Annotated in this window: 21 protein-coding genes and 1 pseudogene; 6 read left to right on the top strand and 16 right to left on the bottom strand. The window is 67.2% G+C overall.

The window, feature by feature from the left end; genetic code table 11:
* Nucleotides 1-121: 121 nt before the first annotated feature.
* Both ACFVJ3_RS02950 and ACFVJ3_RS02955 read right to left on the bottom strand, forming a co-directional pair.
* Nucleotides 122-1,592, bottom strand: a pseudogene (locus ACFVJ3_RS02950) (catalase).
* A gap of 53 nt (nucleotides 1,593-1,645) precedes the next feature.
* On the bottom strand, nucleotides 1,646-2,104 hold the full coding sequence (locus ACFVJ3_RS02955; protein ID WP_378450641.1) for a Fur family transcriptional regulator: 459 nt from the start codon (nucleotides 2,102-2,104) through the stop codon (nucleotides 1,646-1,648).
* 93 nt (nucleotides 2,105-2,197) lie between these two features.
* On the opposite strand from ACFVJ3_RS02955, the gene ACFVJ3_RS02960 reads away from it, so the two are divergent.
* Both ACFVJ3_RS02960 and ACFVJ3_RS02965 read left to right on the top strand, forming a co-directional pair.
* On the top strand, nucleotides 2,198-2,509 hold the full coding sequence (locus ACFVJ3_RS02960) for an ArsR/SmtB family transcription factor (RefSeq protein WP_378450642.1): 312 nt from the start codon (nucleotides 2,198-2,200) through the stop codon (nucleotides 2,507-2,509).
* Nucleotides 2,506-2,916: an SRPBCC domain-containing protein gene (locus tag ACFVJ3_RS02965; protein WP_378450643.1), complete on the top strand. Its 411-nt coding sequence runs from the start codon at nucleotides 2,506-2,508 to the stop codon at nucleotides 2,914-2,916. The genes ACFVJ3_RS02960 and ACFVJ3_RS02965 overlap by 4 nt, the downstream gene beginning before the upstream one ends.
* Before the next feature lie 17 nt (nucleotides 2,917-2,933).
* Here ACFVJ3_RS02965 and ACFVJ3_RS02970 read toward each other — a convergent pair whose 3' ends face one another.
* From ACFVJ3_RS02970 to ACFVJ3_RS02990, 5 genes are all read right to left on the bottom strand, one after another.
* On the bottom strand, nucleotides 2,934-3,584 hold the full coding sequence (locus ACFVJ3_RS02970; protein WP_378450644.1) for a hypothetical protein: 651 nt from the start codon (nucleotides 3,582-3,584) through the stop codon (nucleotides 2,934-2,936).
* Complete coding sequence (locus ACFVJ3_RS02975; RefSeq protein ID WP_378450645.1) at nucleotides 3,568-5,280, bottom strand: FAD-dependent oxidoreductase; 1,713 nt, start codon at nucleotides 5,278-5,280, stop codon at nucleotides 3,568-3,570. The genes ACFVJ3_RS02970 and ACFVJ3_RS02975 overlap by 17 nt, the downstream gene beginning before the upstream one ends.
* Nucleotides 5,277-6,767 (bottom strand): flavin-containing monooxygenase, encoded by a 1,491-nt coding sequence (locus ACFVJ3_RS02980; RefSeq protein ID WP_378450646.1) that lies wholly within the window; start codon nucleotides 6,765-6,767, stop codon nucleotides 5,277-5,279. Before ACFVJ3_RS02980 ends, ACFVJ3_RS02975 begins: the two co-directional genes overlap by 4 nt.
* The gene (locus ACFVJ3_RS02985; RefSeq protein ID WP_378450647.1) at nucleotides 6,764-7,357 is read right to left on the bottom strand and encodes a TetR/AcrR family transcriptional regulator; all 594 of its coding nucleotides are present in this window, start codon (nucleotides 7,355-7,357) and stop codon (nucleotides 6,764-6,766) included. Before ACFVJ3_RS02985 ends, ACFVJ3_RS02980 begins: the two co-directional genes overlap by 4 nt.
* Nucleotides 7,358-7,457: 100 nt before the next feature.
* On the bottom strand, nucleotides 7,458-9,275 hold the full coding sequence (locus ACFVJ3_RS02990) for a multicopper oxidase family protein (RefSeq protein ID WP_378450648.1): 1,818 nt from the start codon (nucleotides 9,273-9,275) through the stop codon (nucleotides 7,458-7,460).
* A 100-nt stretch (nucleotides 9,276-9,375) separates the two neighbouring features.
* Here ACFVJ3_RS02990 and ACFVJ3_RS02995 point away from each other — a divergent pair, with 100 nt between their 5' ends.
* The gene (locus ACFVJ3_RS02995; RefSeq protein ID WP_378450649.1) at nucleotides 9,376-10,314 is read left to right on the top strand and encodes a formylglycine-generating enzyme family protein; all 939 of its coding nucleotides are present in this window, start codon (nucleotides 9,376-9,378) and stop codon (nucleotides 10,312-10,314) included.
* 81 nt (nucleotides 10,315-10,395) lie between these two features.
* Entirely contained in the window at nucleotides 10,396-11,301 is a 906-nt protein-coding gene (locus ACFVJ3_RS03000; protein ID WP_378450864.1) for a hypothetical protein, read from the top strand.
* On the opposite strand, the gene ACFVJ3_RS03005 is transcribed toward ACFVJ3_RS03000, so the two are convergent.
* The 9 genes from ACFVJ3_RS03005 to ACFVJ3_RS03045 all read right to left on the bottom strand — a co-directional run bounded on the left by ACFVJ3_RS03005 (nucleotide 11,248) and on the right by ACFVJ3_RS03045 (nucleotide 21,371).
* Nucleotides 11,248-11,913 carry a GAP family protein gene (locus ACFVJ3_RS03005; RefSeq protein ID WP_378450650.1) on the bottom strand — a complete coding sequence of 222 codons (666 nt, stop codon included), beginning with the start codon at nucleotides 11,911-11,913 and terminating at the stop codon, nucleotides 11,248-11,250. The genes ACFVJ3_RS03000 and ACFVJ3_RS03005 overlap by 54 nt on opposite strands.
* 93 nt (nucleotides 11,914-12,006) lie before the next feature.
* Nucleotides 12,007-13,125, bottom strand: a complete 1,119-nt coding sequence (locus ACFVJ3_RS03010) for an alpha/beta hydrolase family protein (RefSeq protein WP_378450651.1) — start codon at nucleotides 13,123-13,125, stop codon at nucleotides 12,007-12,009.
* An 82-nt stretch (nucleotides 13,126-13,207) separates the two neighbouring features.
* Nucleotides 13,208-14,239 carry an aspartate-semialdehyde dehydrogenase gene (locus tag ACFVJ3_RS03015; RefSeq protein ID WP_378450652.1) on the bottom strand — a complete coding sequence of 344 codons (1,032 nt, stop codon included), beginning with the start codon at nucleotides 14,237-14,239 and terminating at the stop codon, nucleotides 13,208-13,210.
* Between the two features lie 2 nt (nucleotides 14,240-14,241).
* On the bottom strand, nucleotides 14,242-15,507 hold the full coding sequence (locus tag ACFVJ3_RS03020; RefSeq protein ID WP_378450653.1) for an aspartate kinase: 1,266 nt from the start codon (nucleotides 15,505-15,507) through the stop codon (nucleotides 14,242-14,244).
* Nucleotides 15,508-15,602: 95 nt separating this feature from the next.
* Nucleotides 15,603-16,574 (bottom strand): hypothetical protein, encoded by a 972-nt coding sequence (locus ACFVJ3_RS03025; protein WP_378450654.1) that lies wholly within the window; start codon nucleotides 16,572-16,574, stop codon nucleotides 15,603-15,605.
* Nucleotides 16,575-17,079: 505 nt separating this feature from the next.
* Nucleotides 17,080-17,736, bottom strand: a complete 657-nt coding sequence (locus ACFVJ3_RS03030; protein WP_378450655.1) for a GAP family protein — start codon at nucleotides 17,734-17,736, stop codon at nucleotides 17,080-17,082.
* A 13-nt stretch (nucleotides 17,737-17,749) separates the two neighbouring features.
* A complete protein-coding gene (locus ACFVJ3_RS03035; RefSeq protein WP_378450656.1) occupies nucleotides 17,750-19,105 on the bottom strand; it encodes a DUF1254 domain-containing protein in 1,356 nt (451 codons plus the stop codon).
* Between the two features lie 133 nt (nucleotides 19,106-19,238).
* Nucleotides 19,239-20,936 carry a SulP family inorganic anion transporter gene (locus ACFVJ3_RS03040; protein ID WP_378450657.1) on the bottom strand — a complete coding sequence of 566 codons (1,698 nt, stop codon included), beginning with the start codon at nucleotides 20,934-20,936 and terminating at the stop codon, nucleotides 19,239-19,241.
* A gap of 12 nt (nucleotides 20,937-20,948) precedes the next feature.
* On the bottom strand, nucleotides 20,949-21,371 hold the full coding sequence (locus ACFVJ3_RS03045; RefSeq protein ID WP_378450865.1) for a hypothetical protein: 423 nt from the start codon (nucleotides 21,369-21,371) through the stop codon (nucleotides 20,949-20,951).
* 173 nt (nucleotides 21,372-21,544) lie between these two features.
* Here ACFVJ3_RS03045 and ACFVJ3_RS03050 point away from each other — a divergent pair, with 173 nt between their 5' ends.
* Together ACFVJ3_RS03050 and ACFVJ3_RS03055 are read left to right on the top strand one after the other, a co-directional pair.
* Entirely contained in the window at nucleotides 21,545-22,669 is a 1,125-nt protein-coding gene (locus tag ACFVJ3_RS03050; protein ID WP_378450658.1) for an AI-2E family transporter, read from the top strand.
* Nucleotides 22,666-24,474 (top strand): alkyl/aryl-sulfatase, encoded by a 1,809-nt coding sequence (locus ACFVJ3_RS03055; protein WP_378450659.1) that lies wholly within the window; start codon nucleotides 22,666-22,668, stop codon nucleotides 24,472-24,474. The genes ACFVJ3_RS03050 and ACFVJ3_RS03055 overlap by 4 nt, the downstream gene beginning before the upstream one ends.
* Nucleotides 24,475-24,699: the final 225 nt, after the last annotated feature.

Genomic DNA, 24,699 nt, shown 5'->3' on the forward strand with positions numbered 1-24,699 from the left:
CCACATCCGACAACCGCCGATCCGAGACCGGTTTCACCCATCCGCTCCGAGGCACACCTCATCGTAACGCAACCCGCACTAACTGAACGGTATTGGCTCTAAGCCTGCCCCACCGACGACATCAGTTCTGGCTCTGCCCTTCCCGGACACCGATTTCCACTCGCTTGCCCAGGTCGGGGTCGACGCTCTTCCAGTAGTCGAAGACCCGCAGCAGAACCGGTTCGCTGACGCCGCCGAGCGCGTGGCCGACGATGTTGTTCACCAGGCGGTCGCGTTCGTCGTCGCCCAGAACCTCGCGGACGAGCGTGCCCGCCTGCGTGAAGTCGCCGTCTTCGGCGTGCTCGATGTAGCCGGCTCGCACCGACTCACCGTCGAACGCCCACAGGCCCTCGTCGCCCGCGAGCGACGCGTCGGCATGGGGGCCGCCGTACGAGTTCGGCGCGTACACCGGGGTCTCGGGCGAATTGGTGGCGTACCGCATCGCACCGTCCTGCGAGTACGAGTTCACCTGGTTCTTCGGCGCGTTGACCGGCAGCTGCGCGTAGTTGGCGCCGATGCGGTACCGGTGAGCGTCGGCGTAGGAGAAGACCCCGTCCCAGCAGCATCTTGTCGGGCGAGAAGCCGATTCCCGGAACGACATTCGACGGCTCGAACGAGGCCTGCTCGATCTGCGCGAAGAAGTTGTCGGGGTTCCGGTTGAGGGTCCACTTGCCGACCTCGATCAGCGGGTAGTCCTTCTGCGACCACACCTTGGTGAGGTCGAACGGGTTGAACCGGTAGCCCTCGGCCTCGTCGACGGGCATGACCTGGACCTTCAGCGTCCAGCTGGGGAACTCGCCGTGGGCGATCGTGTCGTACAGGTCGGCGCGGTGATGATCGGGGTCGTTGCCGGCGAGGGTGTCGGCCTCGTCCTGCGTGAGGAACTCGATGCCCTGATCGGTCTTGAAGTGGTACTTGACCCAGAACCGGTCGCCGTCGGCGTTGACCCACTGGTACGTGTGCGAGCCGAAACCGTCCATGTGACGCCACGTCTTCGGGATTCCACGGTCGCCCATCAGCCAGGTCACCTGGTGCGCGGACTCGGGCCGCAGCGTCCAGAAGTCCCACTGCATGTTGTGGTCGCGCAGACCGGATCCCGGCAGTCGCTTCTGCGAGTGGATGAAGTCGGGGAACTTGATCGGGTCCTTGATGAAGAAGACGGGCGTGTTGTTGCCGACGAGGTCGTAGTTGCCGTCCTCGGTGTAGAACTTCACGGCGAATCCGCGCGGGTCACGCCAGGTGTCGGGGCTGCCCTGCTCGCCGGCGACGGTGGAGAAGCGCACCAGCGACTCGGTCTTCGCGCCGGGCTGGAACAGCGTGGCCTTCGTGTAGCGGCTCACGTCGTGGGTGACGACCAGTTCGCCGAATGCACCGCCGCCCTTCGCGTGGACGACACGCTCCGGGACGCGCTCGCGGTTGAAGTGGGCGAGCTTCTCGATCAGGTAGTGGTCGTGCAGCAGGATGGGGCCCTGCGTGCCCGCAGTGAGGGATTCGTTGTCGCTGGCGACGGGAATTCCGAAGTTGTTGGTGGTGGCGCGCTGTGTTTCAGGCATGGCAAAGCCTCCAGGTTGCATCGGGTGAGGGTGTAGCGGTGGGGACGGACGGGTCAGGACAGGGCTGCTGCCGACCCGGTTCCGGTCTGCGCGCCGGTCTGGCACTGCGAGCAGAGCCCCCAGAAGACGACCTCGGCCTCGTCGATCTCGAAACCGTGGGCCTGCGAAGGGTCGAGGCACGGAGCCTCACCGACGGCGCAGTCCACATCCACGACGGTCCCGCAGCTGCGGCACACGAGGTGGTGGTGGTTGTCTCCGGTACGGGTTTCGAACCGTGCGGGCGATCCCGCGGGCTCGATACGTCTGAGCAGGCCGGCGGCGGTGCACGCCTTGAGAACGTCGTATACCGCCTGGGTGGAGACCGATCCCAGCTCTTCACGAACTACGGCCGCAATGTCGTCGACGTCGGAATGCGGCCGTACGGCAACCGCATTCAACACTGCAACGCGTGGTGCAGTGACACGCAGGCCTACCCCGCGCAGCTGCGCTTTGGGGTCCGTGTCGTGTCGCATGTGTTCAAGTATCGCGCTTTTTTGGAATTAGTCAAGAAAAGGATGTGTCGGAAAATCTTGACATGTCGGAGATCTCCGACATAAAGTCGCGGTGTGCCCGACGACGACGTCTTCCTCGCCCTCGCGAACCCCGTGCGACGGCGCCTGCTGGAAATCCTGATGGACGGACCACTCACCGCCGGGGACCTCGCCGGCCGGTTCGACCTCAGCCGACCCGCGGTGGCAGAGCACCTGCAGGTGCTGCGCCGGGCCGGGCTCGTCCGCGACGAACCGTCGGGACGGCAACGGCACTACCACCTGACCGCCGACCCGCTCGCCGACGTCGGCGACTGGCTGCACCCGTTCGAGCGGTTCTGGCGTGGCCGCTTGCGCACACTCGCCGACTTCCTCGAGGAGGACTCGTGACCGACCGCACCACCACCAAGATCTCCGTCGACCAGTTCATCGCCGCGCCGCCCGCCAAGGTGTGGCGCGCCCTCACCGAGCCGGAACTGCTCGCCCACTGGTGGGCCGCGGGCGATATCGCCGCCACGGTCGGGCATCGGTTCCACCTCGACATGCCCGGCTGGGGTGCCGTTCCCTGCGAAGTGATCGAGGTCGAACCCGAACGACGCTTCGTCTACACGTTCACCGAGAACTGGACGCTGGTCTGGCGCCTCGCCCCCGAGGGTGCGGGCACTCGCCTGTTCCTCGATCATTCGGGCTTCGACCTCGACGACAAACGCAGCCGCGACGCGTTCGAGCGGATGGGCCCGGGCTGGCGCGACACCGTGATGCCACGTCTCGCCGGCGTAGTCGCGGACATCGAATAGCGACCCGCCTGAGCGGGTCAGCGTAGCTGCGCGGGTCCGGTGGTCATCCGGCCGTCCGTGATCACGATGCCGTGGTGCGTGCCGGGCGTCAGCCAGTCACCGAGAGTGGGACCTTCGGCCGCCACGTCCACGCGGGCATATCGGAAATGGCCCCGAAGTCGGGCGGATGCCGTCACGAGGCCGTGGCCGCCCTCGCCCGGTTGCGCGAACCCCAGCGCTCCGGCGATGGGCAGTCGCGGTCCACGCGGCCGAGTGCTCGTGGTGACGCGCCACGCGTCGGACGACGCCTCGAAGTCGCCGTGCACGTCGCCGTCGAACTCGGCCGGCACCTTCGGCAGACTCCAGTGCACGCGTCCGCCGTGTACGGAGGGTTCCGAATCCACGGCGATGAACGGGACCGCCATGCGCGGCAGGACGCCGATCCGACGGCCGGGCGCGCGGAGCACCGGACTGGCGAGAATTTCCCGATAGGCGCCGACCGGCGAGTCGAGGTAGTCGACCATCATCGCGAGGGTCAATGGCACGGTGGCGCCGTCGGGTCCGAGCGCGCGAGCGGCCGTGGTGCTGCGATGCCACCACAGTGTCGCGCGCACCCCCGCCGGCCACGGGGGCGGCGAGCTCTCGGGCCAGTCGGTGCGCTGGGTGGTCGATTCAGGCACGCTCCACATCGACTGTCTCCCTTCGGGTCGCGACCGTCAGTGGAAGCCGCAACGCACCCGGCGCGTCCGCGGGTACCACCGGATTCCGGGGCGGCGACGGTTCGATACGTACGTATGGCTTGCCCGGTTCGGGCCGGGCATCGACCTCACCCTTGTTGGGCCACAGCGCGAACGCACGCTCGGCCTGGGCGGCGATGGTGAGCGACGGGTTGACGCCGAGATTCGCGCTCACCACGGAACCGTCGGCCACGTGCAGACCGTCGTGTCCGTACGCCCGCAGGTAGGGGTCGACGACACCCGTGTCCGGCGAGTCCCCGATGGTGCAACCCCCGAGGAAATGCGCGGTCATCGGAATGTTCACGACGTCGGCGAACGAGCCGCCGGGATCTCCCCCGATCCGTTCGGCCACCTTGCGGATGGCCGCGTGACCCTGCGGGATCCATTCGGGCGGTGGATCTCCGGGTCCGCGACGGCTGGTCACCGCGCGACCGAGGCGGCCCTTTCCCTTGGCCAGTTCGAGCGAATTGTCGCCGGTCTGCATGACGAGCGCGATCACGGTACGTTCCGACCAGTGCCGCACCGACAGGCTGCGCACGAACGCCCCGGGGCGACGCAACGCCACGCCGACCGTTTTCAGCAGCCGCGGCGTCCTGCCGCCGCCGTCGCTGAGGACGGTCTGCAACAGTCCGATCGCGTTGCTGCCCTTGCCGTACCGCACGGGTTCGATGTGGGTGTGATCGTCCGGGTGAAACGAAGACGTGATGGCCACGCCCTTCGTGAAGTCGGTGCCGCGGTTCTTCGCCGTGGCCGCGAGGACCGCCTCCGAGTTGGTGCGCACCACCGATCCCAGCCGCGGCGACAACCGCGGCAGGGCACCGGATTCCTTCATCGCCAGCAGCAGCCGGGCGGTGCCGTACGTGCCTGCGGCGACGACCACCTGGTCGGCGGTGAACGTGCGCTCCCGCTTGCGGATCCCGTCGGTGCGGCGGGTCCGCAACTCGTAGCCGCCGCCCGCCCGGGGCCGTAACTCCTTCACCGTCGTCAGCGGATGTACCCAGGCGCCCGCCTTCTCGGCGAGGTGGAGGTAATTCTTGACGAGCGTGTTCTTCGCGCCCACACGGCAACCCGTCATGCAACTGCCGCACTCGGTGCACCCCGTGCGCTCGGGCCCCTCACCTCCGAAAAACGGATCGGCCACCCGCGATCCCGGTTCGCCGAAGAAGACGCCCACCGGCGTGGACGTGAACGTCTCACCGGCGCCCATCTCCTCGGCCACCTCGCGCATGACGGCGTCTGCGGGAGTGAACGACGGATTGGTCGTCACGCCCAGCATCCGTTTCGCCTGGTCGTAGTACGGGGACAGCTCCGACTGCCAGTCGGTGATATGCGACCACTGCTTGTCCTCGAAGAATCGGCGCGGCGGCTGATACAGGGTGTTCGCGTAGTTCAGCGACCCGCCCCCGACGCCCGCCCCGGCCATGACCAGGACGTCGGGGAGGAGGTGGATCCGTTGCACGCCGTAGCAGCCCAGCCAGGGTGCCCACAGGTAGCGCCGCAGCCGCCAGCTCGTCTCGGGCAGCTCGTCGTCGGCGAAGCGCCTGCCCGCTTCGAGAACGCCGACCCGGTACCCCTTCTCGGTGAGCCTGAGCGCCGCGACGCTGCCGCCGAAACCGGAGCCGACCACGATCACGTCGTAGTGCGTCACGCGACGGTCTCCTTCGCGGCCCTGCGTCGTGAGACGTAGTTCTCCTGGTCGAAACGCTGCAGCTGGGAGCGGAACTTCCAGGTGAAGGTCGGCCACTGGACGGAGTTCCGCCCCTCGGAGTCGTAGTACCAGCTCGAGCAGCCGCCCTTGTTCCAGACGGTGGTCTGCAGTTCGGACTGGATGCGGGTGTTGTACCGACGCAGCGCCTCCTCGGTGACATCGAAGGCGGCGATCCCGCTGTGGTGCATCACCTTCAACGCGTCGGCGATGTACGCGGACTGCGATTCGAGCATGTAGACGATGGAGCTGTGCCCGAGGTTGGTGTTGGGACCGTACATCAGGAACAGGTTGGGGAAACCGGCCACGGTGGTCCCCTTGTACGCACTCGGGCTCCCGTCCCAGTGCTCGGCGAGGGTCCGGCCGTTCGCCCCGCGCAACGCGTGCGCCACAGGCGGTTCCGTCGGCGTGAAGCCCGTCGCGAAGATGATGGTGTCGACCTTGTGCACGCCCCCCACCGCGTCGACGACGCCGTCCGGCGTGACCCCGGCGAGTCCCGCGTCGACGAGCGTGACGTCGGGACGGTCGAGGGTCCGGAGCCAATCGTTCGACAGCAGCATCCGCTTGCAGCCGATCGTGAAGTTCGGCGTGAGCTTCCGGCGCAGTTCGGGATCCCGCACCTGCCGGCGCAGGTGCACCTTGGCCACCATTTCGAATATCGGCAGCAGCCCGGTGGCGTGCGCGAGCACACCACCCAGGGCTTCGCGGAAGCTGTACACGGACCCACGGACGGCCTTCTGCACCAACGGCAGTCGCCGGTAGAGGCCCTTCTCGGAGCCGGACAGTTCGCGGTCGAGGCGCGGGATCACCCAGGCGGGCGTGCGCTGGAACACGGTGAGATGCTCGGCCACGGGGGCGATCTCCGGCACGAACTGCACCGCGGACGCACCCGTGCCGATGACGGCCACACGCTCACCGGTGAGGTCGTGGTCGTGGTTCCACGTGGCCGAATGGAACGTGGTGCCGCCGAACGTCTCCAACCCGGGCATGTCCGGGACGCTGGGCGTCGACAGCGCACCGGTCGCGGCCACCACGACGTCCGCCGTCAACGCTCCGCGACTCGTCCGGACGGTCCACACGGCCGCGTCGTCGTCCCAGTGCGCTTCCTGCAGTTCGCAATCGGTCACCACCCGGGACTGCACCCCGGTGTCGGCCGCGACCTTCTTCAGGTAACGGTGGATCTCGGGTTGGCGGGCGAACGTGTGACTCCAGTCGGCGCTCGGCGCGAACGAATACGAGTACAGCGACGTCGGGACGTCGCACGCACACCCCGGGTACGTGTTGTCTCGCCACGTGCCGCCGACGTCGTCGCCGCGCTCGATGATCAGGACGTCGGCCTGCGGCTGCGACTGCAGGATGCGCGCCGCCAGTCCCATCCCCGCGAAACCTGCCCCCACGATGAGGGTGTGTACGTGCTGCGGAAGATTCACGACTTCTCCACCTTCGATTCCCACACGGGCAACAGCCGCGCGCGTAGTGACTGTTCGGCCTCGGGGGTGCGGAACAGTGCCGACACCGCCAGACCGCGAACCAATTCGATACTGAGCTCGATGGCGTCGGCGTCGAACCGATCGCCGAACACCTCCACCGACCCGCGGCGCAGAGCGTCGTTGACCTTCCGCTCGAGGGGAACCGTCGCCTCGTACAGCGCCGGGTCGGTACGGGCGGCCACCCACAACTCGAGGGCCGCGTAGAACAGCGGGCCGGAGAAGGCGTCGGCGAGCACCTCGACGCCGCGGCCGGCATCCACTTCGGCGGCGAGGATCTCCTCCATCCGCTTGTCCACGAGATGTTCCACGGCAGCCACCACCAGCGACTCCTTGGTCGGGAAATGGTGCAGCTGCGCGCCGCGCGACACCCCCGCCCGCCGCGCGATTCCCTGTGTGGTGGTGCGGGCGTATCCGAGCTCGACCAGGGAGTCGACGGCCGCGTCGAGCAGCTTCGTGCGCATCGCCGCGGTCCGCTCGGCCTGCGTGCGGGTCGGTTTGACCACTTCTGTGTCAGGTGTCACACCCAGCACTGTAGGCGGAAAAAAGAAAACAGTCCAGACTGCTTTTAAGTTTGCGCTCCGCGCCTGTGAGTACTTATTAACCGCCGGACGTTAATAAGTACTCACGGGCCTAGGGCACCAGGCGGTACCGCAGCATCATGTCGTGGTCCTCGTGGTCGAGCATGTGGCAGTGCCACACGTAACCCTGCAGGGGATGCGACCCCTGCTCCATGTGTCCGCCGGAGTGATCCATCGTGTGCGCGGACATCCCGAACGTGGCGTCCGGGTCGAAGCCGAGTTCGTCCGCCGTCGGGAACCGGACGATGATCCGGGTGATCGAGTTCGCGTCCGCGATCACGGTGTCCTTGAACCCAGACTCCCACACCTGCGGCGCCAGGTTCGGCCCGAGAACGAACGGGTCCGCCGACGGCGTCCACCGCACCCCGACCGCGGGCACCGGAACAGCCTGCATCAACGCGTTCGTGTCGATGGCCTGCCGTCCGATCACCCGGAACGACACGAGATGCAGGTGGATCGGATGCGGTTCGGGCGTGACGTTGACGATGTTCCACTGCTCGACGGTGCCCTGCCGGGGCATCTCGATGTCGTCGGTGGTGTAGCGCAGGTTGTTCAGCGACATCAGCGGAGACGGCTGACCCAGACCCTGCGCGAGCTGCATCACCGACACGTTGCGCACCACCGACGGCTGCGGGACGGGCGGGAGGACGGCGAGACCACGGCTTCCGCCCCGCAGAGTCTCCGGCACGCCACCGGTGAACCCGGCGGCGGTCCCGACCCGGAACCGGCAGAACCGCGGCATGATCTGCACCCCGCGCTGCGCGACCTGCGCGGGTATCGGCTCGTCGTTACGCAGTTCCACGGTCGTGCCGGGTGCGAGGGTCCCGAAGTCGACGAGGAGGTCCACCCGCTCGCCGGGTCCGAGCCGGACGTGGTCGGTGGCGACCGGCGCGTCGAGCAGCCCGCTCTCGGCGCCGATCACCCAGAACCTCATCCGGTTCTCGAAGAACAGATTCCACACGCTGAATGATGCGGCGTTCACCATCCGCAGGCGGTACAGGCCCCGCGCCACCGACATCTCCGGCCACACCTTGCCGTTCACCACCCCCACGTCACCGGGTGTGGCGGCCTCCCAGCTGCCCTGCGGATTCAGCGGGTTGGAGCGGACACTCTGCCGTCCGTCATCGGTGAAGTTCTTGTCCTGCAACACCAACGGTAGTTCGAATTCGCCCGAGGGCAGACCGAGCGGGTTGCCGCTCAGACCGGTGTCGTGCTCGTCGCGCAGCAGGTACATGCCCGCCAGCCCGGCGTAGATGTTGAGCCGAGTGACGCCCATCGCGTGGTCGTGATACCAGAGCGTGCAGGCCTCCTGCCGATTCGGGAACTCGTGCACCATCCCCTGCCCGGGCCGCATCGTGTCCTCGGGATGTCCGTCGAACTCGGGGGGCGTCCGACCGCCGTGCAGGTGCAGCGACGTCGGCACCTGGGTACGGTCCTGCTCGCTCACGCCGTGGATCCGCGTGTCGACGTCGGCGGCGAGGGGGTTGCTCGCGATGTCGTTGCGGTAGGTCAGCGAGGTCCGTTCGCCGACGTGCGCCTCGATCGTCGGGCCCAGGTAGTCCATGCCGCCATAACCGAGGGCCGGGGACGCCGGCAGATCGGGGTGGAACACGTGCGTCGTGCTGCTCGCGTGCACCTCGACGGCGCTCCCACCCACCATCGGCAACGGCGGCAACTGTTCCCGGAACGGCTGGAGCGGCGGCGACGAGAAGACGAACGGCCGCAGCGGATCGATCCCGAACGGGTAGGCGCTCGCCGACCCCACCCCGACGGCACCGAGCCCGGCCGTCAGCGCCAGTCCACGAACGAACGACCTACGCGGAATCCGTCCATCCATTCGGAGGAGCCCCCTGCACGGTGAGAACAGCATTGCGAATCGAGTAGCCGACGGTACCGCAACCGTTGCCCCTCTCACCGGGTTTACGGGGCGTCCCTTCGCGCGGCGGCCGTCGTCGTGCCAGTCTGGCCCCATGACCGGTGCAGCTCCGAAGAACATGGCGTGGATCCCCGGGGGCACCTTCTGGATGGGTTCGGAGGACTTCTACCCCGAGGAACGCCCCGTCCACCAGGTGACCGTCGACGGATTCTGGATGGACTCGCACCAGGTCACCGTGGCCGAGTTCCGGCGATTCGTGAAGGACACCGGTCACGTCACGACCGCCGAGATCGCCCCCGACCCAGCGCAGTACCCGGGCGCGGGTCCGGCTCTGCTCGTGCCCGGTTCGCTCGTGTTCACCCCGACACCGGGACCCGTCCCGCTCGACGACTACACCCGCTGGTGGTCGTTCACACCGGGAGCGGATTGGCGGCACCCGGAGGGTCAGGGCAGCAACGTCGGCGGACGCGAACGCCATCCCGTCACGCACGTGTCGTGGTTCGACGCCCGCGCATACGCGGAGTGGGCGGGCAAGGACCTGCCGACCGAGGCCGAATGGGAGTTCGCGGCCCGTGGCGGGCTGGACCGGAAGCCGTTCGTGTGGGGCGAGGAGCACGAGCCGGGCGGCAGGCCCGGCGGGAACGTCTGGCAGGGACGGTTCCCCTGGGAGAACCTCCTCGAGGACGGGTTCGCCGGGACGTCGCCGGTCGGCCATTTCCGGCCCAACGGTTACGAACTCAGCGACATGGCCGGCAACGTGTGGGAATGGACCACCGACTACTTCACGGCGGATCACTCCGAGAGCGGGAAGAATGTCGCTCCCACCAGTTCCTGCTGCATTCCCACCAACCCGCGAGTCGAGACGGCACGAGTCGAGAACCCCGACGAGCCCTACGCACGCCGCGTGATCAAGGGCGGCTCGCACCTCTGCGCGCCGAACTACTGCCTCCGCTACCGACCCTCCGCCCGGCAGGGTGACACCGAGGAGACGTCGACGTGCCACATCGGGTTCCGGTGCATCATCCGACCGTGACAGGCGTTCTCACCTGACGCGGATGATGACAAGCGGACCCGATCGGTGTTCGCTCGAGGTGTGCGGTCGACGAAACTGTCTGTGGCGCTGGCCAGGGAAGCTCTGGCCGCGCGCACCGAAACGGCCAACGGCTGGTTGCAGGGCACACCTCCCGGCCGCACGGTTCGCCGTGTCATCGACGGGCTGATCGCGATCGAACTCGTCGACCGGTCGATGACGCTCGCCGCCAGGATCTTCACGTCGGTGCTCCCCGTGATGATTGCAACTTCGACGCTGAGCAGTTGGAACGTGACCGCCCGCACCATCAAGACCCAGTTCGGCTTCGACCCCGCAGAGTTGTCGTCCACGTCCGGCGCCGTGGACACCACCACCCCATCCTTCGCTGCGTTCGGTGTGGTGGGTCTGCTGATGATCGCGATCAGCGGCACGTCGTTCGCCCGGGCCCTCGCCCGCATCTACGGAAAGATCTGGAACGTCCCGTCGATCAACCTCCGAGACGCCTGGCGGTGGCTCGTCGTCCTGTTCGCCGTTGCGCTGTCGGGGACGGCGATCGGCCTGGCCAGCGAACTCACGAACGTCCGGTTCATCGGTCCACCTCTCGCAGTCGCCGGGGAGTTCGCGGTGTGGATGGCCGTGTGGACCCTCAGCCCGTACCTGTTGACGATGGGCACCCTCAAGGGTCGCGTGCTCTGGGCGACAGGGGCGCTGACGGCCGCCGCGCTCACCGCTCTCCACGTCGGCGGACGTCTCGTCCTGCCCCGGATCACCGCCGCCGCGCAACACCAGTTCGGGCCGCTCGGCCTGGTGTTCACCGCGATCAGCTGGCTGTTCGTCCTGTCCGTCGTGATCGTGGGGTCCGCGGTGATCGTCAAGGCGGTCGCGCTCGACGAGGGCTACGTCGGGCGCTACCTCCGCGGACCGGACGCGGTCGCATCAGAACAAGCCGCCGAATCCCTTGCCCAGGACGACGGCCCCCATCACGAGTAGCAGCACGCTCATCACCGCGGCGTTGTTGGCCTGGAGCCAAACCTTGAGACTGTCGAGGGTCCCGCGCATCTTGCCGGCTGCGACGGCGTAGGCGATGACCGGGACGAGCACGGTCGATCCGGCCAGCACCGTGTACACGATCAGCGCCACCACCTGCTCGCCGCCGCTGACCCCGGCCGTGCCGATCCCGACGCCCGCGGACACGCACAGCAGCAGGTTCTTGGGATTGATTGCCGCCAGCGCAAATCCGAGGCCCGTGGATTTCACGAAGTTCAGGTCGTCGATGGCCTGCATCCACTTCGGCGGCTCGGCGTTGGCATCGCGGCTTCTCCACTGCCGTCCCGCGAGCAGGAGCAGCAGCACACCGAGAACCACCTTCACCCACGATGCCGTCGCCGACGGACCCTCGGAGTCGGACGTGTCGATGCTGCCGGCGAGGAGCATGAAGATGCCCGTCGCGACGAGGATTCCCAGGATCCAGCCGACACCGAAGCCCGCGCTCGCACCGCCCGCACGCTTCGACAGCAGCATCAGGATGACGGCGATGATCGGTATCGGCGAGATCGCGACACCCACGGCGAGCGGTAACAGTTCTCCGATGACTGAGCCCATGTCCGAACCGTAGGGTCGGGGCGCCGTTTCCGCCTCGCACGTGCCGGGTGAACCCAGGTGAGTGGCAAAGCGTGCTCGGGGACGCTTTGCCACTCACCTGGGGGACAGCACGCGCGCCGCGAACGCGAGGGACTCCGGCATGGAGGCCATCAGTGATTCGCGGTGATCCTCGGCGGCAAGTTGCTGGTATTCGACGTTCACCCCGTGCTGCTGCATCTCGGCGAGCTGCGCCCACGTCAACGGAATCGGCACCGACGTGTCGGACAGACTGTGCACCACCCGCAAGGGGCGGTCGAAGCCGTCGACGGGCACCTGCTGCATCTCCCGGAACAGCGCCCGGAACTGCTCGTTCCACAGGGGCGCCGCGAACAGGTCACCGACCGAAGTGGGATGGGCGAGCAGGTACCGGCCGAGTTCCCGGCTGCACGTCACCTTCGCCAGCTCCATCAATTCGATTCCCTTCGGCGACAGATACCGCCGAATGCCGACCTCTGGGCGCTGGTCGTCGATGCCGGCCAGGGTCAGCAACGCGTAGTTCACGATTCCGGATGTCGGCAGAGCCGGAATCGCGGGACCCGCGGCCGGGAAGAGCTGTTCGAGGTGCGTCGGCGCGGCCACGGCGACGGCGCCGCGAAAGTCGAGCGCCGGTGCCCGGGTGGTGGCCTCGCGGGCGGCGAAGTAGGTCGCGTGCCCGCCCTGCGACAGTCCCGTGACGATCCACCGGTCGCTGAGCACGTCGCCGTAGATGTCGTGTGCGGCCAGGACGATGTCGACGGCGTTCGCGGCGGCCGCAGGGCCGTCGAGGTAGGCATTGACACCGGGCGTGCCGATTCCCGCGTAATCCGTTGCCGCGACGGCATATCCGGCGGCGAGCCACTGTTCGATCGCGGGCAGTTCGACGTAGTTGAACCCGGCGACGGACGGTGCGCACTGGTCGGCGACCCCGACCGTGCCGTGTGCGTAGGACACCACCGGCCAGCCGCCGTCGGGTGGATCGCCACGGGGAAGGAAGATCGATCCGGTCGACTCACCGGTCGCGGTCGCGGTGCGCAGCGTCGAATAGCGAACCCGGACGCTGTCGCCTGCCTGCGCGGGGACTGCGGCGGGTGGAAGTTCGTCCTGTGACAGCAGGATCCTCGGCTGCGCGGACGCCTCGCTCGCACCGGTGAGCAGCAACAGAACCGCCGCAACCGCAGCCCCGACCACCCACATCGGCCCAGTATTCACCCGCACAAACACACGTGAGTGGCAAAGCGTGCGGAAGCACACCTTGCCACTCACGTGGGAGGGAAGATCAGACCAGCAGTTCGGCGATCTGAATGGTGTTGAGGGCGGCACCCTTACGCAGGTTGTCGCCGGACACGAACAGCGCCAGACCGCGCCCCTCGGGGACACCCGGATCCTGACGGATGCGCCCGACCAGCGACGGGTCGCTGCCCGCTGCCTGGAGCGGGGTGGGGACGTCCACGAGCTGCACACCGGGAGCCTTCGACAGGAGCTCCTTCGCACGCTCCACCGACAGCGGACGCTCGAATTCGGCGTTGATCGACAGCGAGTGGCCCGTGATCACGGGGACGCGGACGCACGTGCCCGACACCAGCAGGTCGGGCAGGCCAAGGATCTTGCGGCTCTCGTTGCGGAGCTTCTGGTCCTCGTCCGTCTCACCGCTGCCATCGTCGACGATCGAGCCGGCCAGCGGCAGGACGTTGAACGCGATGGGTGCGACGTACTTGTTCGGGGCCGGGAAGTCGACGGCGCTGCCGTCGTGCACCAGCTTCTCCGCGTCGTCGATGACGGCGCGGGCCTGGCCCACCAGCTCCTCGACACCGGCGATGCCACTGCCCGACACCGCCTGGTAGCTCGACACGATGAGACGCTGCAGACCGGCCTCGTCGTGCAGAACCTTCAGCACCGGCATCGCGGCCATCGTGGTGCAGTTCGGGTTGGCGATGATGCCCTTCGGCGGGTTCTTCGCCTGCTCCGGGTTGACCTCACTGACGACCAGCGGGACGTCGGGGTCCTTGCGGAACGCGGACGAGTTGTCGACGACCGTGGCGCCTGCCGCCGCGAACCGCGGGGCCTGCTCACGAGAGAGCGTCGCACCGGCCGAGAACAGGGCGATGTCGATGCCCTTCAGGTCCTCGTCGGACGTCGCGGACGCGTCCTCGACGACGATCTCCTCGCCGCGGAACGGCAGCTTCTTGCCCGCCGACCGCGCGGAGGCGAAGAACCGCACCTTGTCTGCGGGGAAGTTTCGTTCCTCGAGGAGGGTGCGCATGACGATGCCGACCTGTCCGGTCGCACCAACGACAGCGATGGTGGTCATGGTTACCGTCCCGTTCCTGCGTGCACGACGGCTTCTTCGTCGCCGCCGAGCTCGAATGCATCGTGGATCGACTTCACTGCCTTGTCCAGTTCGGTGTCCTTCACGAGCACCGAGATGCGGATCTCCGACGTGGAGATGAGGTCGATGTTGACACCGGCCTTCGCGAGAGCCTCACAGAACGTGGCCGTGACGCCCGGGTGGCTCTTCATACCCGCTCCGACGAGGGACACCTTGCCGATGTGGTCGTCGAACAGGACCTGCGTGAAGCCGATCGCGCCCTGCAGCTTGGTCAACTTCTCGACGGCGTGCGGGCCGTCGGCGGTCGGCAGGGTGAACGTGATGTCGGTCTTGCCGGTCTCGATCTTGGAGACATTCTGCAACACCATGTCGATGTTGATCTCCGCATCGGCCACCGCGCGGAAGACCTGCGCGGCGTAACCCGGGGTGTCGGGCAGCCCGACGACGGTGATCTTGGACTCGCCGCGATCGTGCGCGACTCCGGTGATGATTGCCTCTTCCACGGGGATGTCCTCCATCGATCCGGACACGATGGTGCCCGGCTTGGTCGTGTATGACGAACGGACGTGCACAGGCACGTTGTATCGGCGGGCGTACTCGACGCAGCGGAGCATGAGCACCTTCGCGCCGCACGCCGCGAGCTCGAGCATCTCCTCGAACGACACGGTCTCGAGACGCTGCGCGTCGGGAACGATGCGCGGGTCGGCAGTGAAGATGCCGTCGACGTCGGTGTAGATCTCGCAGACGTCGGCGTCGAGGGCCGCTGCGAGGGCCACCGCGGTGGTGTCCGAACCGCCGCGTCCGAGGGTCGTCACGTCCTTGCTGTCCTGGCTGACGCCCTGGAACCCGGCGACGAGGACGATCGAGCCCTCGTCGAGCGCATCCCGGACGCGGCCCGGCGTGACGTCGATGATCTTGGCGTTGCCGTGAGCACCGGTGGTGATGACGCCCGCCTGCGAGCCCGTAAACGAACGGGCCTCCGCACCGAGCGAGTGAATTGCCATCGCGACGAGAGAATTGGAGATGCGCTCACCGGAGGTCAGCAGCATGTCCATTTCGCGGGCGGGTGGGGCTGGGCACACCTGCTGAGCCAGATCGAGCAGCTCATCGGTGGTGTCCCCCATCGCTGAAACCACGACGACGACATCGTTGCCGGCCTTCTTGGTCTCGACGATCCGTTCAGCCACTCGTCGGATTCTCTCGGCGGTTGCCACCGAGGATCCGCCGTACTTCTGGACGACGAGAGCCACGCGTTTCTACCTCCAGGTCGATGAATCTGTACTGGTCCAGCTGTCGAGCTTACCGGCGGAGTCCAATCTGATCCCGGGTGAGTCCGGTCGGACGCCTATCCGAACGCCGTGTTCGCGGCGTCCGCGACCCTCGCCACGGCCGCGCAGTTCGGCCCGTGAACAGTGACGACTGCACCCGCGTGACCGAGCCTGCGGGTGAACTCGTCGACGCCCGCTCCGGGCCGTGTGATGTCGATCGGCTCGCCCATCGGGCTCGTCCACCGGCATCGGTCGCCGATCGTCTCCGGCTCGGCCGGAACGGATGGTCGGTTTTCCTTGACCGGCGACAGTGTGAACGACACGGTCACCTCACTCCCGGGCACCCGATTCGGGTTCGGAAACAGGACGCAGTCGAACGGGGTGGGCGGCGATTCCGGACCGACGACGCGCCCGCCCGCCGTGGTCCCCAGCAGGTCGAGCACTTCGCACGGGTCGTGGACCGCGAGCGCCACCTGAGGCGCCGACGAGACATCGCGAGCGGGCAGTCCCGACCGCATCCTGTCGATCGCCGAGCCGAGCACCGCGTCGGCGAGCGGGCAGGCGTCCTGGCCGGCGACGGTTCCGGCGCGGACGGTCGCCAACTGCCGTTCCACCTCTTCCCGGCCGGTTCCGAGGTTCAGCCGGAAAACGCGCTCGCACGTCCCGCGGGTCAGGTCGGCGCCCGCACCGCGATAGACGGTCACCCCGTCGACCGTGTCCGGCCGGGTCAGCGCCGCGTCGGGCAGCATCGACGGCAGCAGGGACAACTCCACGTAGGTGGTCGCGCCGCCGGGCCGGGCCATCAGTGCCGAACACACCGGCAGTTGGACGGCGGACCCGTACTGCTGGACTGTCCCGGCGCCCCGCACCACAGCCTCGTCGAGAAGCCCGCACGGATCGGCGTTGCGGAGCGCGTCCTCGACGTGGATGTGCCGTTGCTGTCCTGGGCTCAGTTCCTGCAGCGGAGAAGCCCCCGCAGTCCCCGACACACTGTGCGCGCACCCGGATGTGATCACGGCGCACAGGAGCGCCGCGGCAACTTTCTTCACTCGATCCCCCTCGAATCGGCACGAACACTACCGCCGATTCGGGATCATCGGAGAGAGGAAGGGACGCCGTGAACTGAGCAGCCGAGTTCCCCCGGTCCAGATCGGATCGCGACCGATTCTGTGCGCACTGCGCCGCCGCCCGCCGTTGCGGCTGGGACTCGTCCAGGTCGGCTATCTGTTCGCCGGTTTCCTCCTCGGCCTCGCGCTCCCCACCCCCGACATCGGTCCGCGGACGAGCGGCACCAGCGTGGCCGCCCTGCTGTTCACGCTCGCCGGCGCCGTCATCACGCTGGCGAGCGTGGTGTTCTCGCGCCCTGCTCCTTCCCGACTGGGACAACTACGTGTCGGCGGCGTTCGGCGCTGGAACGACGCAGCGCCTGGATCCGCGCCCACTGCGACGTGCCGCCGACGTTCAGGTCGTGACCGGTGGTGTCTTGTCGGGCAGCGACGTTCTACGACCGTCACCAGAACTGACGCGCGCCCCGGGCCGAAGCTCATCACGCTCTCAGATCAGGGCGAGCAGTCCCCGTAGCGCGAACAGCGTGCCGAAGCCGAAGAACACCGCGACCCCGAGCGCCCGATTGTGACGGACCATCCAGGTCTTGGCGGCGCTCAGACCCTTCCGGGCACGATCACCCAGGACTGTGTAGATCCCGATCGGGACGAGGAAGTCGAGCATTGCCGCGACGAGCAGCAGAGCGGTCCCGACGAGCGCACCCCCGATCCCGACGTGCGAACTGGAGATGATGGTCATCCCGGACAGCAGGATGAACACGTTGGGGTTGATCGTGGCGAGGGCGAGTCCGGCCACGAAGCCCGTACGAGGTGTGGCCGATTCGAGTGCGGTCATCCATTTCGGTGTCTCGCCCGCCGCCTTCGGTTTCTGCGCGAGCATGACGACGCCGACGAGGAGGAACAGCACACCGACGATCAGTCCCACCCAATTGCTCACCGTCTTCGACGTCGCCGACGGATCACCCGCCCCGCCGAGAAGAGCCGCGACGGCGATCTGCGAATAGACGAGCAGGAACGCCGAGCCGAACGAGACAGCATTCCGCACCGCGTTCGCCGACTCGAGCAGCAGCACACATCCGACTACGGCGGCGGGCGTGATGACAAGACCGATCATCTCGGGAACGAGCAGCCAGATCAGATCGCTCACCTGCGCCCCCTGATCAATTAATCTTCACGAAGGGCGGGATCTCGAATGTTCCGTCGAACGCCGCCGGCTTCGGGCTGTACATCCGCAGCAGCGGCCGGAACCCGACTGCCGGTGTCGGCAACCAGTTGGCGCGGGCCACCGGATCGGTCGGTGCGGCGGCGCTGAGCGTGATGGTCAGCGAACCGTCGTCCGCGAACACCAGTCCCGGCGTGCGGTCACCGATCGAGTAGCGGCCGATGGGATTGTCGACGAGGTAGAACTCCGGAAGGTCGTACATGGTGATCGACCAGAACGCGTCGACCGGCGGGGTCGGCGCGAACGTGAGCGTGTAGTCGTGTTCTCCGGACAGGTCGTTGCCTTCGCTGTCGTGGTAGATCGGCGCGTACGCGGCCTCGTAGCCGTGGTTTCCCCACAGTCCCGCCATCGCGGCGCCGGCCCGCAGTCCCAGCGCCTTCGAGCGGTCCTCGATCCGCCACTCGGGTGAGTCGAGGGTGCCGATCTCGAAGAAGTCGTCGTTGTAGTCGAACGCGTGGTACATCAACTGCCAGCCGTTGACCACCGCTCCGCCTGCCCCCGATTTCAGTGCGGTGACGAGCGATTGATGCCCGGCCGCGGCTCCGGCCGTGAGCACGGACGCGAGGTCCGGCGGCGCCTCGAGGTCCGGCGGCGCCTCGAGGTACGGCGACGGCCCGGTCTCGAGCAACCCGAGCGGCGCGAACGCCTGCTGCGCGACGAGGTCCTGTGCGGCGGGCGGGTACGCCTGCGAGTACACCCGCAGCTTCTCCCAGAACTGCAGTTCCTCGGGGACGTTCGGGTCGGGTACCGGCGGGCCCTCTGCCGGTTCCTGGTCGCCGACAGGTTCCAACGTGAGGGCAGATTGCAATCTCTTCACCCGCTGCAGGTCGGCCTCGCCGTCGCAGGCCCAGCGTCCGACGATGGTGCCCACCGCGGTGGGGAACGCGATCTGCGTCGCGCCGTCGGGGACCTCACCGGACCACCCGGGGCCGGTCAGCAGAAAACGGCCGGCCGCCGTTCCCGTCGCGCGTTTGCCGACGTACGCGAAGTTGTCGGTCCACGCATCGACGAACTGCAGCACGTAGTACGCCCCACCGGCGTCCGGGACTCGCAGCAACTGCGGTCCGTGGCCGAGGTCGATTTGGGCGATCGAGTAGATGGTGTCGTTGTTGACCGAGACGAACGTGTCCTGCGGCCCGGCGAGCGTGCGGGCGTGGCTGAACGTGTTGAAGGGTCCCGCGTCGAGGCTCCCCATCCCCTCCGACACGAAGCGGTTCACCTGTTCGAGGTCGAACACCAGCGGGAAACCATACACCCACGCCTTCGCGGCGAGTTCCTGCAATCCTGCGCTCACGACTGTCTCCTGTCCCGCGGTCTCCGATCCATGCGACCACGGCGAGGCGGGTCACGGCTTCACCCGGCGAGTGTGAGCATCGGCGGCTCCGCCGCCCGTGCGTGGTCTGCGAGTCCAGCGACTCGTCAACCACTCACGGGCGCGCAGCGCCACCCTCGAGAGCCTCTCGCACGGTCGGGTAGAGGCCGACGGGGGTCGCGTCCGAACCCGAGTGTCGGATCGTGTCCCGGAACTGCCCGATGTCCCGCGCCACCCGTAGCTCGATTCCCCGGCGCGCGAGCACATCCCGCAACTGCGCGAGCATCTGCGCGGCACTGACGTCGACGAAGGGCGACGTCTCGGCGTCGAGAACCACCACTCGTGTGTCGTCGGCGCACAGGTCCTCGATGCGGTCCTTGACGTGATCGGCGTTCGCGAAGAACAGTCCCGCCTCGACGCGCACCACGACCACGTGCGGTGTGGTCGGGAGGTCGGGGTGACGCTCGGCGTCCACCCACAGCGACCCTTCCTTCGCGAGCGTCGCGACGTGGGGACGCGACGCCCGGTAGAGCAGCAGCAGCATGGACACGCCGATGCCGATGACGAGTCCCGGCAGGGTGTCGAACAGGAGCACGCCCACCATTGCGGCGAGGGCGGCCGCGAAATCGGCGCGCGCGGCATATCCGTAGATGCTGCCGAGCCTTTCGGTCCACACCCCGTAGAGCCGGCGCAGCGCGGAGATGTCGACGAGTTCGATGACGGCGGCGATGACCACCGCGGCAAGCGTCGCCTCGGGCAGCTTCTCGAACAGTCCGGTGAGGAACAGCAGGGTCACCACGGTGAGGACCGCGACGACGAGCCCGCTGACCTGCGATTTGGCGCCCGCCCCGCCGTTGACTGCCGTCTTGGAGAGGCTGCCGTTCACCACCATTCCCGAGCACAATCCGGAGCCGAGATTGGCGGTGCCGAGGCCGAGGAGCTCCCGGTTGGCGTCCACCTCGTAGCCCTCTTTCGCGGCATACGTCTTCGCGGCACCGAGCCCTTCCGCGAACCCGATGAGCAGCACGCCGACCGCAGGCCCGAGAAGGTCGACGTAGTCGTCGAACCCGACACCGCCCGGCAGTCCCACCGACGGCAGACCCGAGTCGATGTGCCCGACGATGTCGACACCTCGACCGTCCAAACCGAACACGGCGACCGCGGCGATACCGAGGAGGACGGCCAGCAGCGAGCCCGGTACGAGCGGCAGCCACCTCTTGAATCCGAGAACCACGACGAGACTGAGCACACCGACGACCAGTGTGCCCCAAGCGACGTCGCCGAGGTGGGTGATGACTCCCCAGGCCTGTTCGAAGAAGTTGCCGTGTTCCTTCTCCACTCCGAGGAGGGCAGGCACCTGCCCGATGATGATGGTCAGAGCCAGCCCGACGATGAAACCCTTCAGCACCGGCTCCGAGATGAACGACGCGATGAAGCCCAGTCGGAGGAGCCCCGCGAGCAGCCCGGCGACGCCGGTGGCAATCGCCAGCACGGCTGTCAGGGCCGCGTATTTGCCGCCGTCCGCCCCGGCGAGCGGCGCGACGATGGCAGCCGACAGGGCCGCCGTCGCCGACATCGGCCCGACCACCAGATGCCGGGAACTGCCGGCCGCCGCGTAGAGGACCAGGGCGGGTATCGCCGCGTACAGACCGACGACAGGGGGAACTCCCGCGATGGTCGCGTAGGCAAGGGCCTCCGGGACCAGCACGGCCCACACGGTCAGGCCCGCGATGACGTCGGGCCTGACCCATCCTTTCCGATACTCCTGCAGCGAGCCGAATACCGGCCAGGTGCCGGTCGCGGAGCTCACCACGTCGTCATCGTCCTAGTCCCTGGCGGTGTCCCAGGTGGTGACCGCCCAGATCACGACGACGTCGAGCGCGATGATCAGGATCGACCACAGCGGGTAGTAGGGCAGCCAGAGGAAGTTCGCGAGGATCGACAGCGCGGCGATGCAGACTGCCACGACACGGGCCCAGGTGGCGCCCGTCATGAGGCCGATCGCGCTGATGACCAGGATGACGCCCAGAAGGATGTGGATCCATCCCCACGCGGTGGTGTCGAACTGGTAGGTGTACTCGACGCCGATGACCAGCAGGTTGTCGGAGGCGACCGCGGCGATGCCCTGGAAGAAGGAGATCACGCCGACGGTCAGCAGCAATATCGCCGCTGCCAGCGACGTTCCTGCGGCAAAACCCTGTTTGACAGGGCTGGTGGTCCTGGACTCCGGAGTTGTCGTCATGTCCATGCCCTTCTCGAAAGGATGTACTCGAACAGTGGAATCGTGCGGCTTCTCGGGGCGTGTCGGCATCATCCGCGCCGGGTGATCCTCATCTGCAACGGATGATGTGTCGTCGTCGGCCGGGTGCGACAGTCGATTCGGGGCATCCCGGTTGGCCGATTGTTGCGAAGGGACACGCGATGACCGATCCGCAGGACGTATCCGGCGCGGCGCCGGATTCTCGGTGGTCGATGCCTCGGGGCCTGATCGTGATTCTCGGCCTGGCCGCGCTGGTCGTCACCGTCGCGGGGATCCAGGTGGCCGCGTCGATAGTCGGCCCGATCTTCCTCGCTCTCATGCTCACCGTCGCGGTTCACCCGCTGCCCGAATGGCTTCACCGGAAGGGTGTCCCGGCCTGGCTCGCGACGATCGCGGCGATCCTGGTCGTCAACAGCATCATTCTCGTCCTCGTGCTGTCGCTGGCCCTGTCGGTCGCCCAGCTCGCCACGCTTCTACCGGAGTACGCGGACGACTTCACCGCCCTCATCGACAGCGCCCAGAGTTTCCTGAACAGCAACGGTGTGAATTCCACCGACGCCCAGACCCTGCTCTCCCAGGTGGATTACAGCAAGGTGTTCGGTCTCGTGGAGGGGATCCTGCAGGCGATGCTGGGTGTCTTCTCGAATCTGCTGTTCGTCCTCGCCCTTCTGCTGTTCATGGCCGTCGACGGAAGCTCCTACGGTTCGCGGATGCGGATCGTCACTCAGATGCGCCCCGACATCGCCACCGCTCTCTCCGCCTTTTCCGTCGGCACCCGCAAGTACCTGATCGTGTCCACGGTCTTCGGACTGATCGTCGCCGTCATCGACACCGGGGCACTGTGGGCGCTGGGGATTCCGCTGCCGATCCTGTGGGGACTGCTGTCGTTCATCACCAACTACATCCCGAACGTCGGCTTCGTCCTCGGGCTCGTTCCGCCCGCCCTGCTCGCGCTGCTCCAGGGTGGTCCGGGACTGATGCTGACGGTCATCGTCGTGTACAGCGTCATCAACGTCATCATCCAGTCCGTGATCCAGCCGAAGTTCGTCGGTGACGCGGTGGGCCTGTCCGTGACGTTCACGTTCCTGTCGCTGGTGTTCTGGACGTGGATCCTCGGGCCCCTCGGCGCGATCCTGGCCATCCCGCTGACCCTGATGGCGAAGGCGCTGCTGATCGACATCGACCCGTCCACGCGGTGGGTGAACACGATCCTCAGCAGCGCTCCCCCTCCTCCTCCACCGGTCACTGCCCCTGCCCCACCGAGACACGAAAAGGAAGAATCATGACACCCGATTTCTCGGACACCACCGATTTCGAGGACGCCGACCGCGGTTTCGTCGATCGCCTCGACCCCTGCACCGTCACGGACGGGGACGGTCGCGTGGTGTGGGACATGCAGGAGTATTCGTTCCTGAACGGTGACTGTCCGGACACCGCCCACCCGAGCCTCTGGCGTCAGTCGCAACTGTGCGCGAAGGACGGTCTGTACGAGGTCACCGAGGGCATCTACCAGCTACGCGGTATCGACCTGTCCAACATGACGATCGTCGAGGGCGAGACGGGTGTCCTGGTCATCGACCCGCTGATTTCGCAGGACACCGCGGCCGCCGCGCTCGCGCTGTACCGGAAGAACCGTGGCGATCGGCCCGTCACCGGAGTGATCTACACGCACTCCCACATCGATCACTTCGGCGGTGTCGTCGGCGTACTCCCGGACGGTCGCGGCGACGTCCCGATCCTCGCCCCCGAGGGGTTCCTCGAACACGCGGTCTCCGAAAACATCTATGCCGGAACTGCAATGGGCCGGCGCGCCACCTACATGTACGGACCGCTGCTCCCCAAGGGTCCGCGCGGGCACCTCGGGGCGGGGCTCGGAACGAACACCTCGACGGGTCGGCCCGGACTGATCCCACCGACCGTCGACATCACCCACACCGGTCAGGAGGAGACCGTCGACGGTATCCGGATCATCTTCCAGGTGACGCCGGGAACCGAGGCCCCCGCCGAGATGAACTTCCTGTTCCCGGACCACCGGGCACTGTGCATGGCCGAGAACGCCACCCACAATCTGCACAATCTCCTCACGTTGCGGGGCGCGCTGGTCCGGAATCCCCGCGCCTGGTCGCGATATCTCGATCAGGCGATCGAGATGTTCGACGGCGACTACGACGTCGCGTTCGCCTCCCATCACTGGCCGACGTGGGGTCGCGACCGGGTGGTGACATTCCTGTCGCAGCAGCGCGACCTGTACCAGTACCTGCACGACCAGACGCTGCGAATGCTCAACGCGGGGATGACGGGAATCGAGATCGCCGAGGACTTCCCGCTGCCACCCGCGCTCGAAAGCGCCTGGCACGCACGCGGCTACTACGGATCCGTCAGCCACAACGTGAAGGCGATCTACCAGCGGTACATGGGCTGGTTCGACGGCAACCCGACGTCGCTGTGGCAGCATCCGCCCGAGAACGCGGCCACACGCTACGTCCAGTGCATGGGCGGCCAGGAACAGGTCCGGTCGAAGGCGACGCAATACCTCGAGCGAGGCGATCTGCGGTTCGCCGCCGAACTGCTCAAGCACGCCGTTTTCGCCGACCCCTCCGACGGTGCAGCCAAGGACCTACTGGCCCGCACGTATGAGCAACTCGGGTTCGGTGCCGAGAACGCGACGTGGCGTAACTTCTACCTCACCGGGGCCCTCGAACTGCGCGGCGGAATCACCGCACCGCCACTCAGCGACCTCGGCGCAGACATGCTGAGCGCCCTGACGATCGAGCAAATATTCGACTCCGTCGCCCTCCGAATCAACGGCCCACGAGCCTGGGACAAGTCCCTCGTCGCGGAGTGGCACTTCACCGAACCCGAAGCGCACTACCGGACCACGCTGTCCAACGGTGCGCTCATCCAGACGCTCGCGCCGAAGACCACGACGCAACCGGACGTCTCGCTGACCCTCACGAAGATGCAATTGCTCGGACTGTTCGCCGGCAAGGGACTGGAGGGCATCGACGTGACGGGCGACCCGTCGAAGCTGCTGGTCCTCACCGAACTGCTCGACGCACCGGACAACACGTTCCCGATCGTCACGCCGTAGGCACTCCGCGCCCGTGCGCCGTTTTGGTAGCTGGGACAACCAGAACGGCGCACGGGCGCCGCAGCCGGAAAATACGTTCACCCACACAAGACAACGCATTCTCGCTAAAATACTCCCACCGGCCGACGGCGTCGGGGATTGGCGTTTGTCGAAGATCGTTTCTCGGTGCAGCGAGAATTGGGGGTCGGCGTGACGGCAGCACCTCTCGGGGAATTTCATCTGAGT

Source organism: Rhodococcus sp. NPDC127593 (genome assembly GCF_042671975.1).
GTDB lineage: Bacteria > Actinomycetota > Actinomycetes > Mycobacteriales > Mycobacteriaceae > Rhodococcus_F.

Excerpts from the sequence above, each read along its gene's own strand:
- ACFVJ3_RS02955 (WP_378450641.1), bottom strand. The coding sequence starts at position 2,104 with ATGCGACACGACACGGACCCCAAAGCGCAGCTGCGCGGGGTAGGCCTG.
- ACFVJ3_RS02970 (WP_378450644.1), bottom strand. The coding sequence starts at position 3,584 with ATGTGGAGCGTGCCTGAATCGACCACCCAGCGCACCGACTGGCCCGAG.
- ACFVJ3_RS02990 (WP_378450648.1), bottom strand. The coding sequence starts at position 9,275 with ATGCTGTTCTCACCGTGCAGGGGGCTCCTCCGAATGGATGGACGGATT.
- ACFVJ3_RS02995 (WP_378450649.1), top strand. The coding sequence starts at position 9,376 with ATGACCGGTGCAGCTCCGAAGAACATGGCGTGGATCCCCGGGGGCACC.
- ACFVJ3_RS03005 (WP_378450650.1), bottom strand. The coding sequence starts at position 11,913 with ATGGGCTCAGTCATCGGAGAACTGTTACCGCTCGCCGTGGGTGTCGCG.
- ACFVJ3_RS03010 (WP_378450651.1), bottom strand. The coding sequence starts at position 13,125 with ATGTGGGTGGTCGGGGCTGCGGTTGCGGCGGTTCTGTTGCTGCTCACC.
- ACFVJ3_RS03015 (WP_378450652.1), bottom strand. The coding sequence starts at position 14,239 with ATGACCACCATCGCTGTCGTTGGTGCGACCGGACAGGTCGGCATCGTC.
- ACFVJ3_RS03045 (WP_378450865.1), bottom strand. The coding sequence starts at position 21,371 with ATGGACATGACGACAACTCCGGAGTCCAGGACCACCAGCCCTGTCAAA.
- ACFVJ3_RS03050 (WP_378450658.1), top strand. The coding sequence starts at position 21,545 with ATGACCGATCCGCAGGACGTATCCGGCGCGGCGCCGGATTCTCGGTGG.
- ACFVJ3_RS03055 (WP_378450659.1), top strand. The coding sequence starts at position 22,666 with ATGACACCCGATTTCTCGGACACCACCGATTTCGAGGACGCCGACCGC.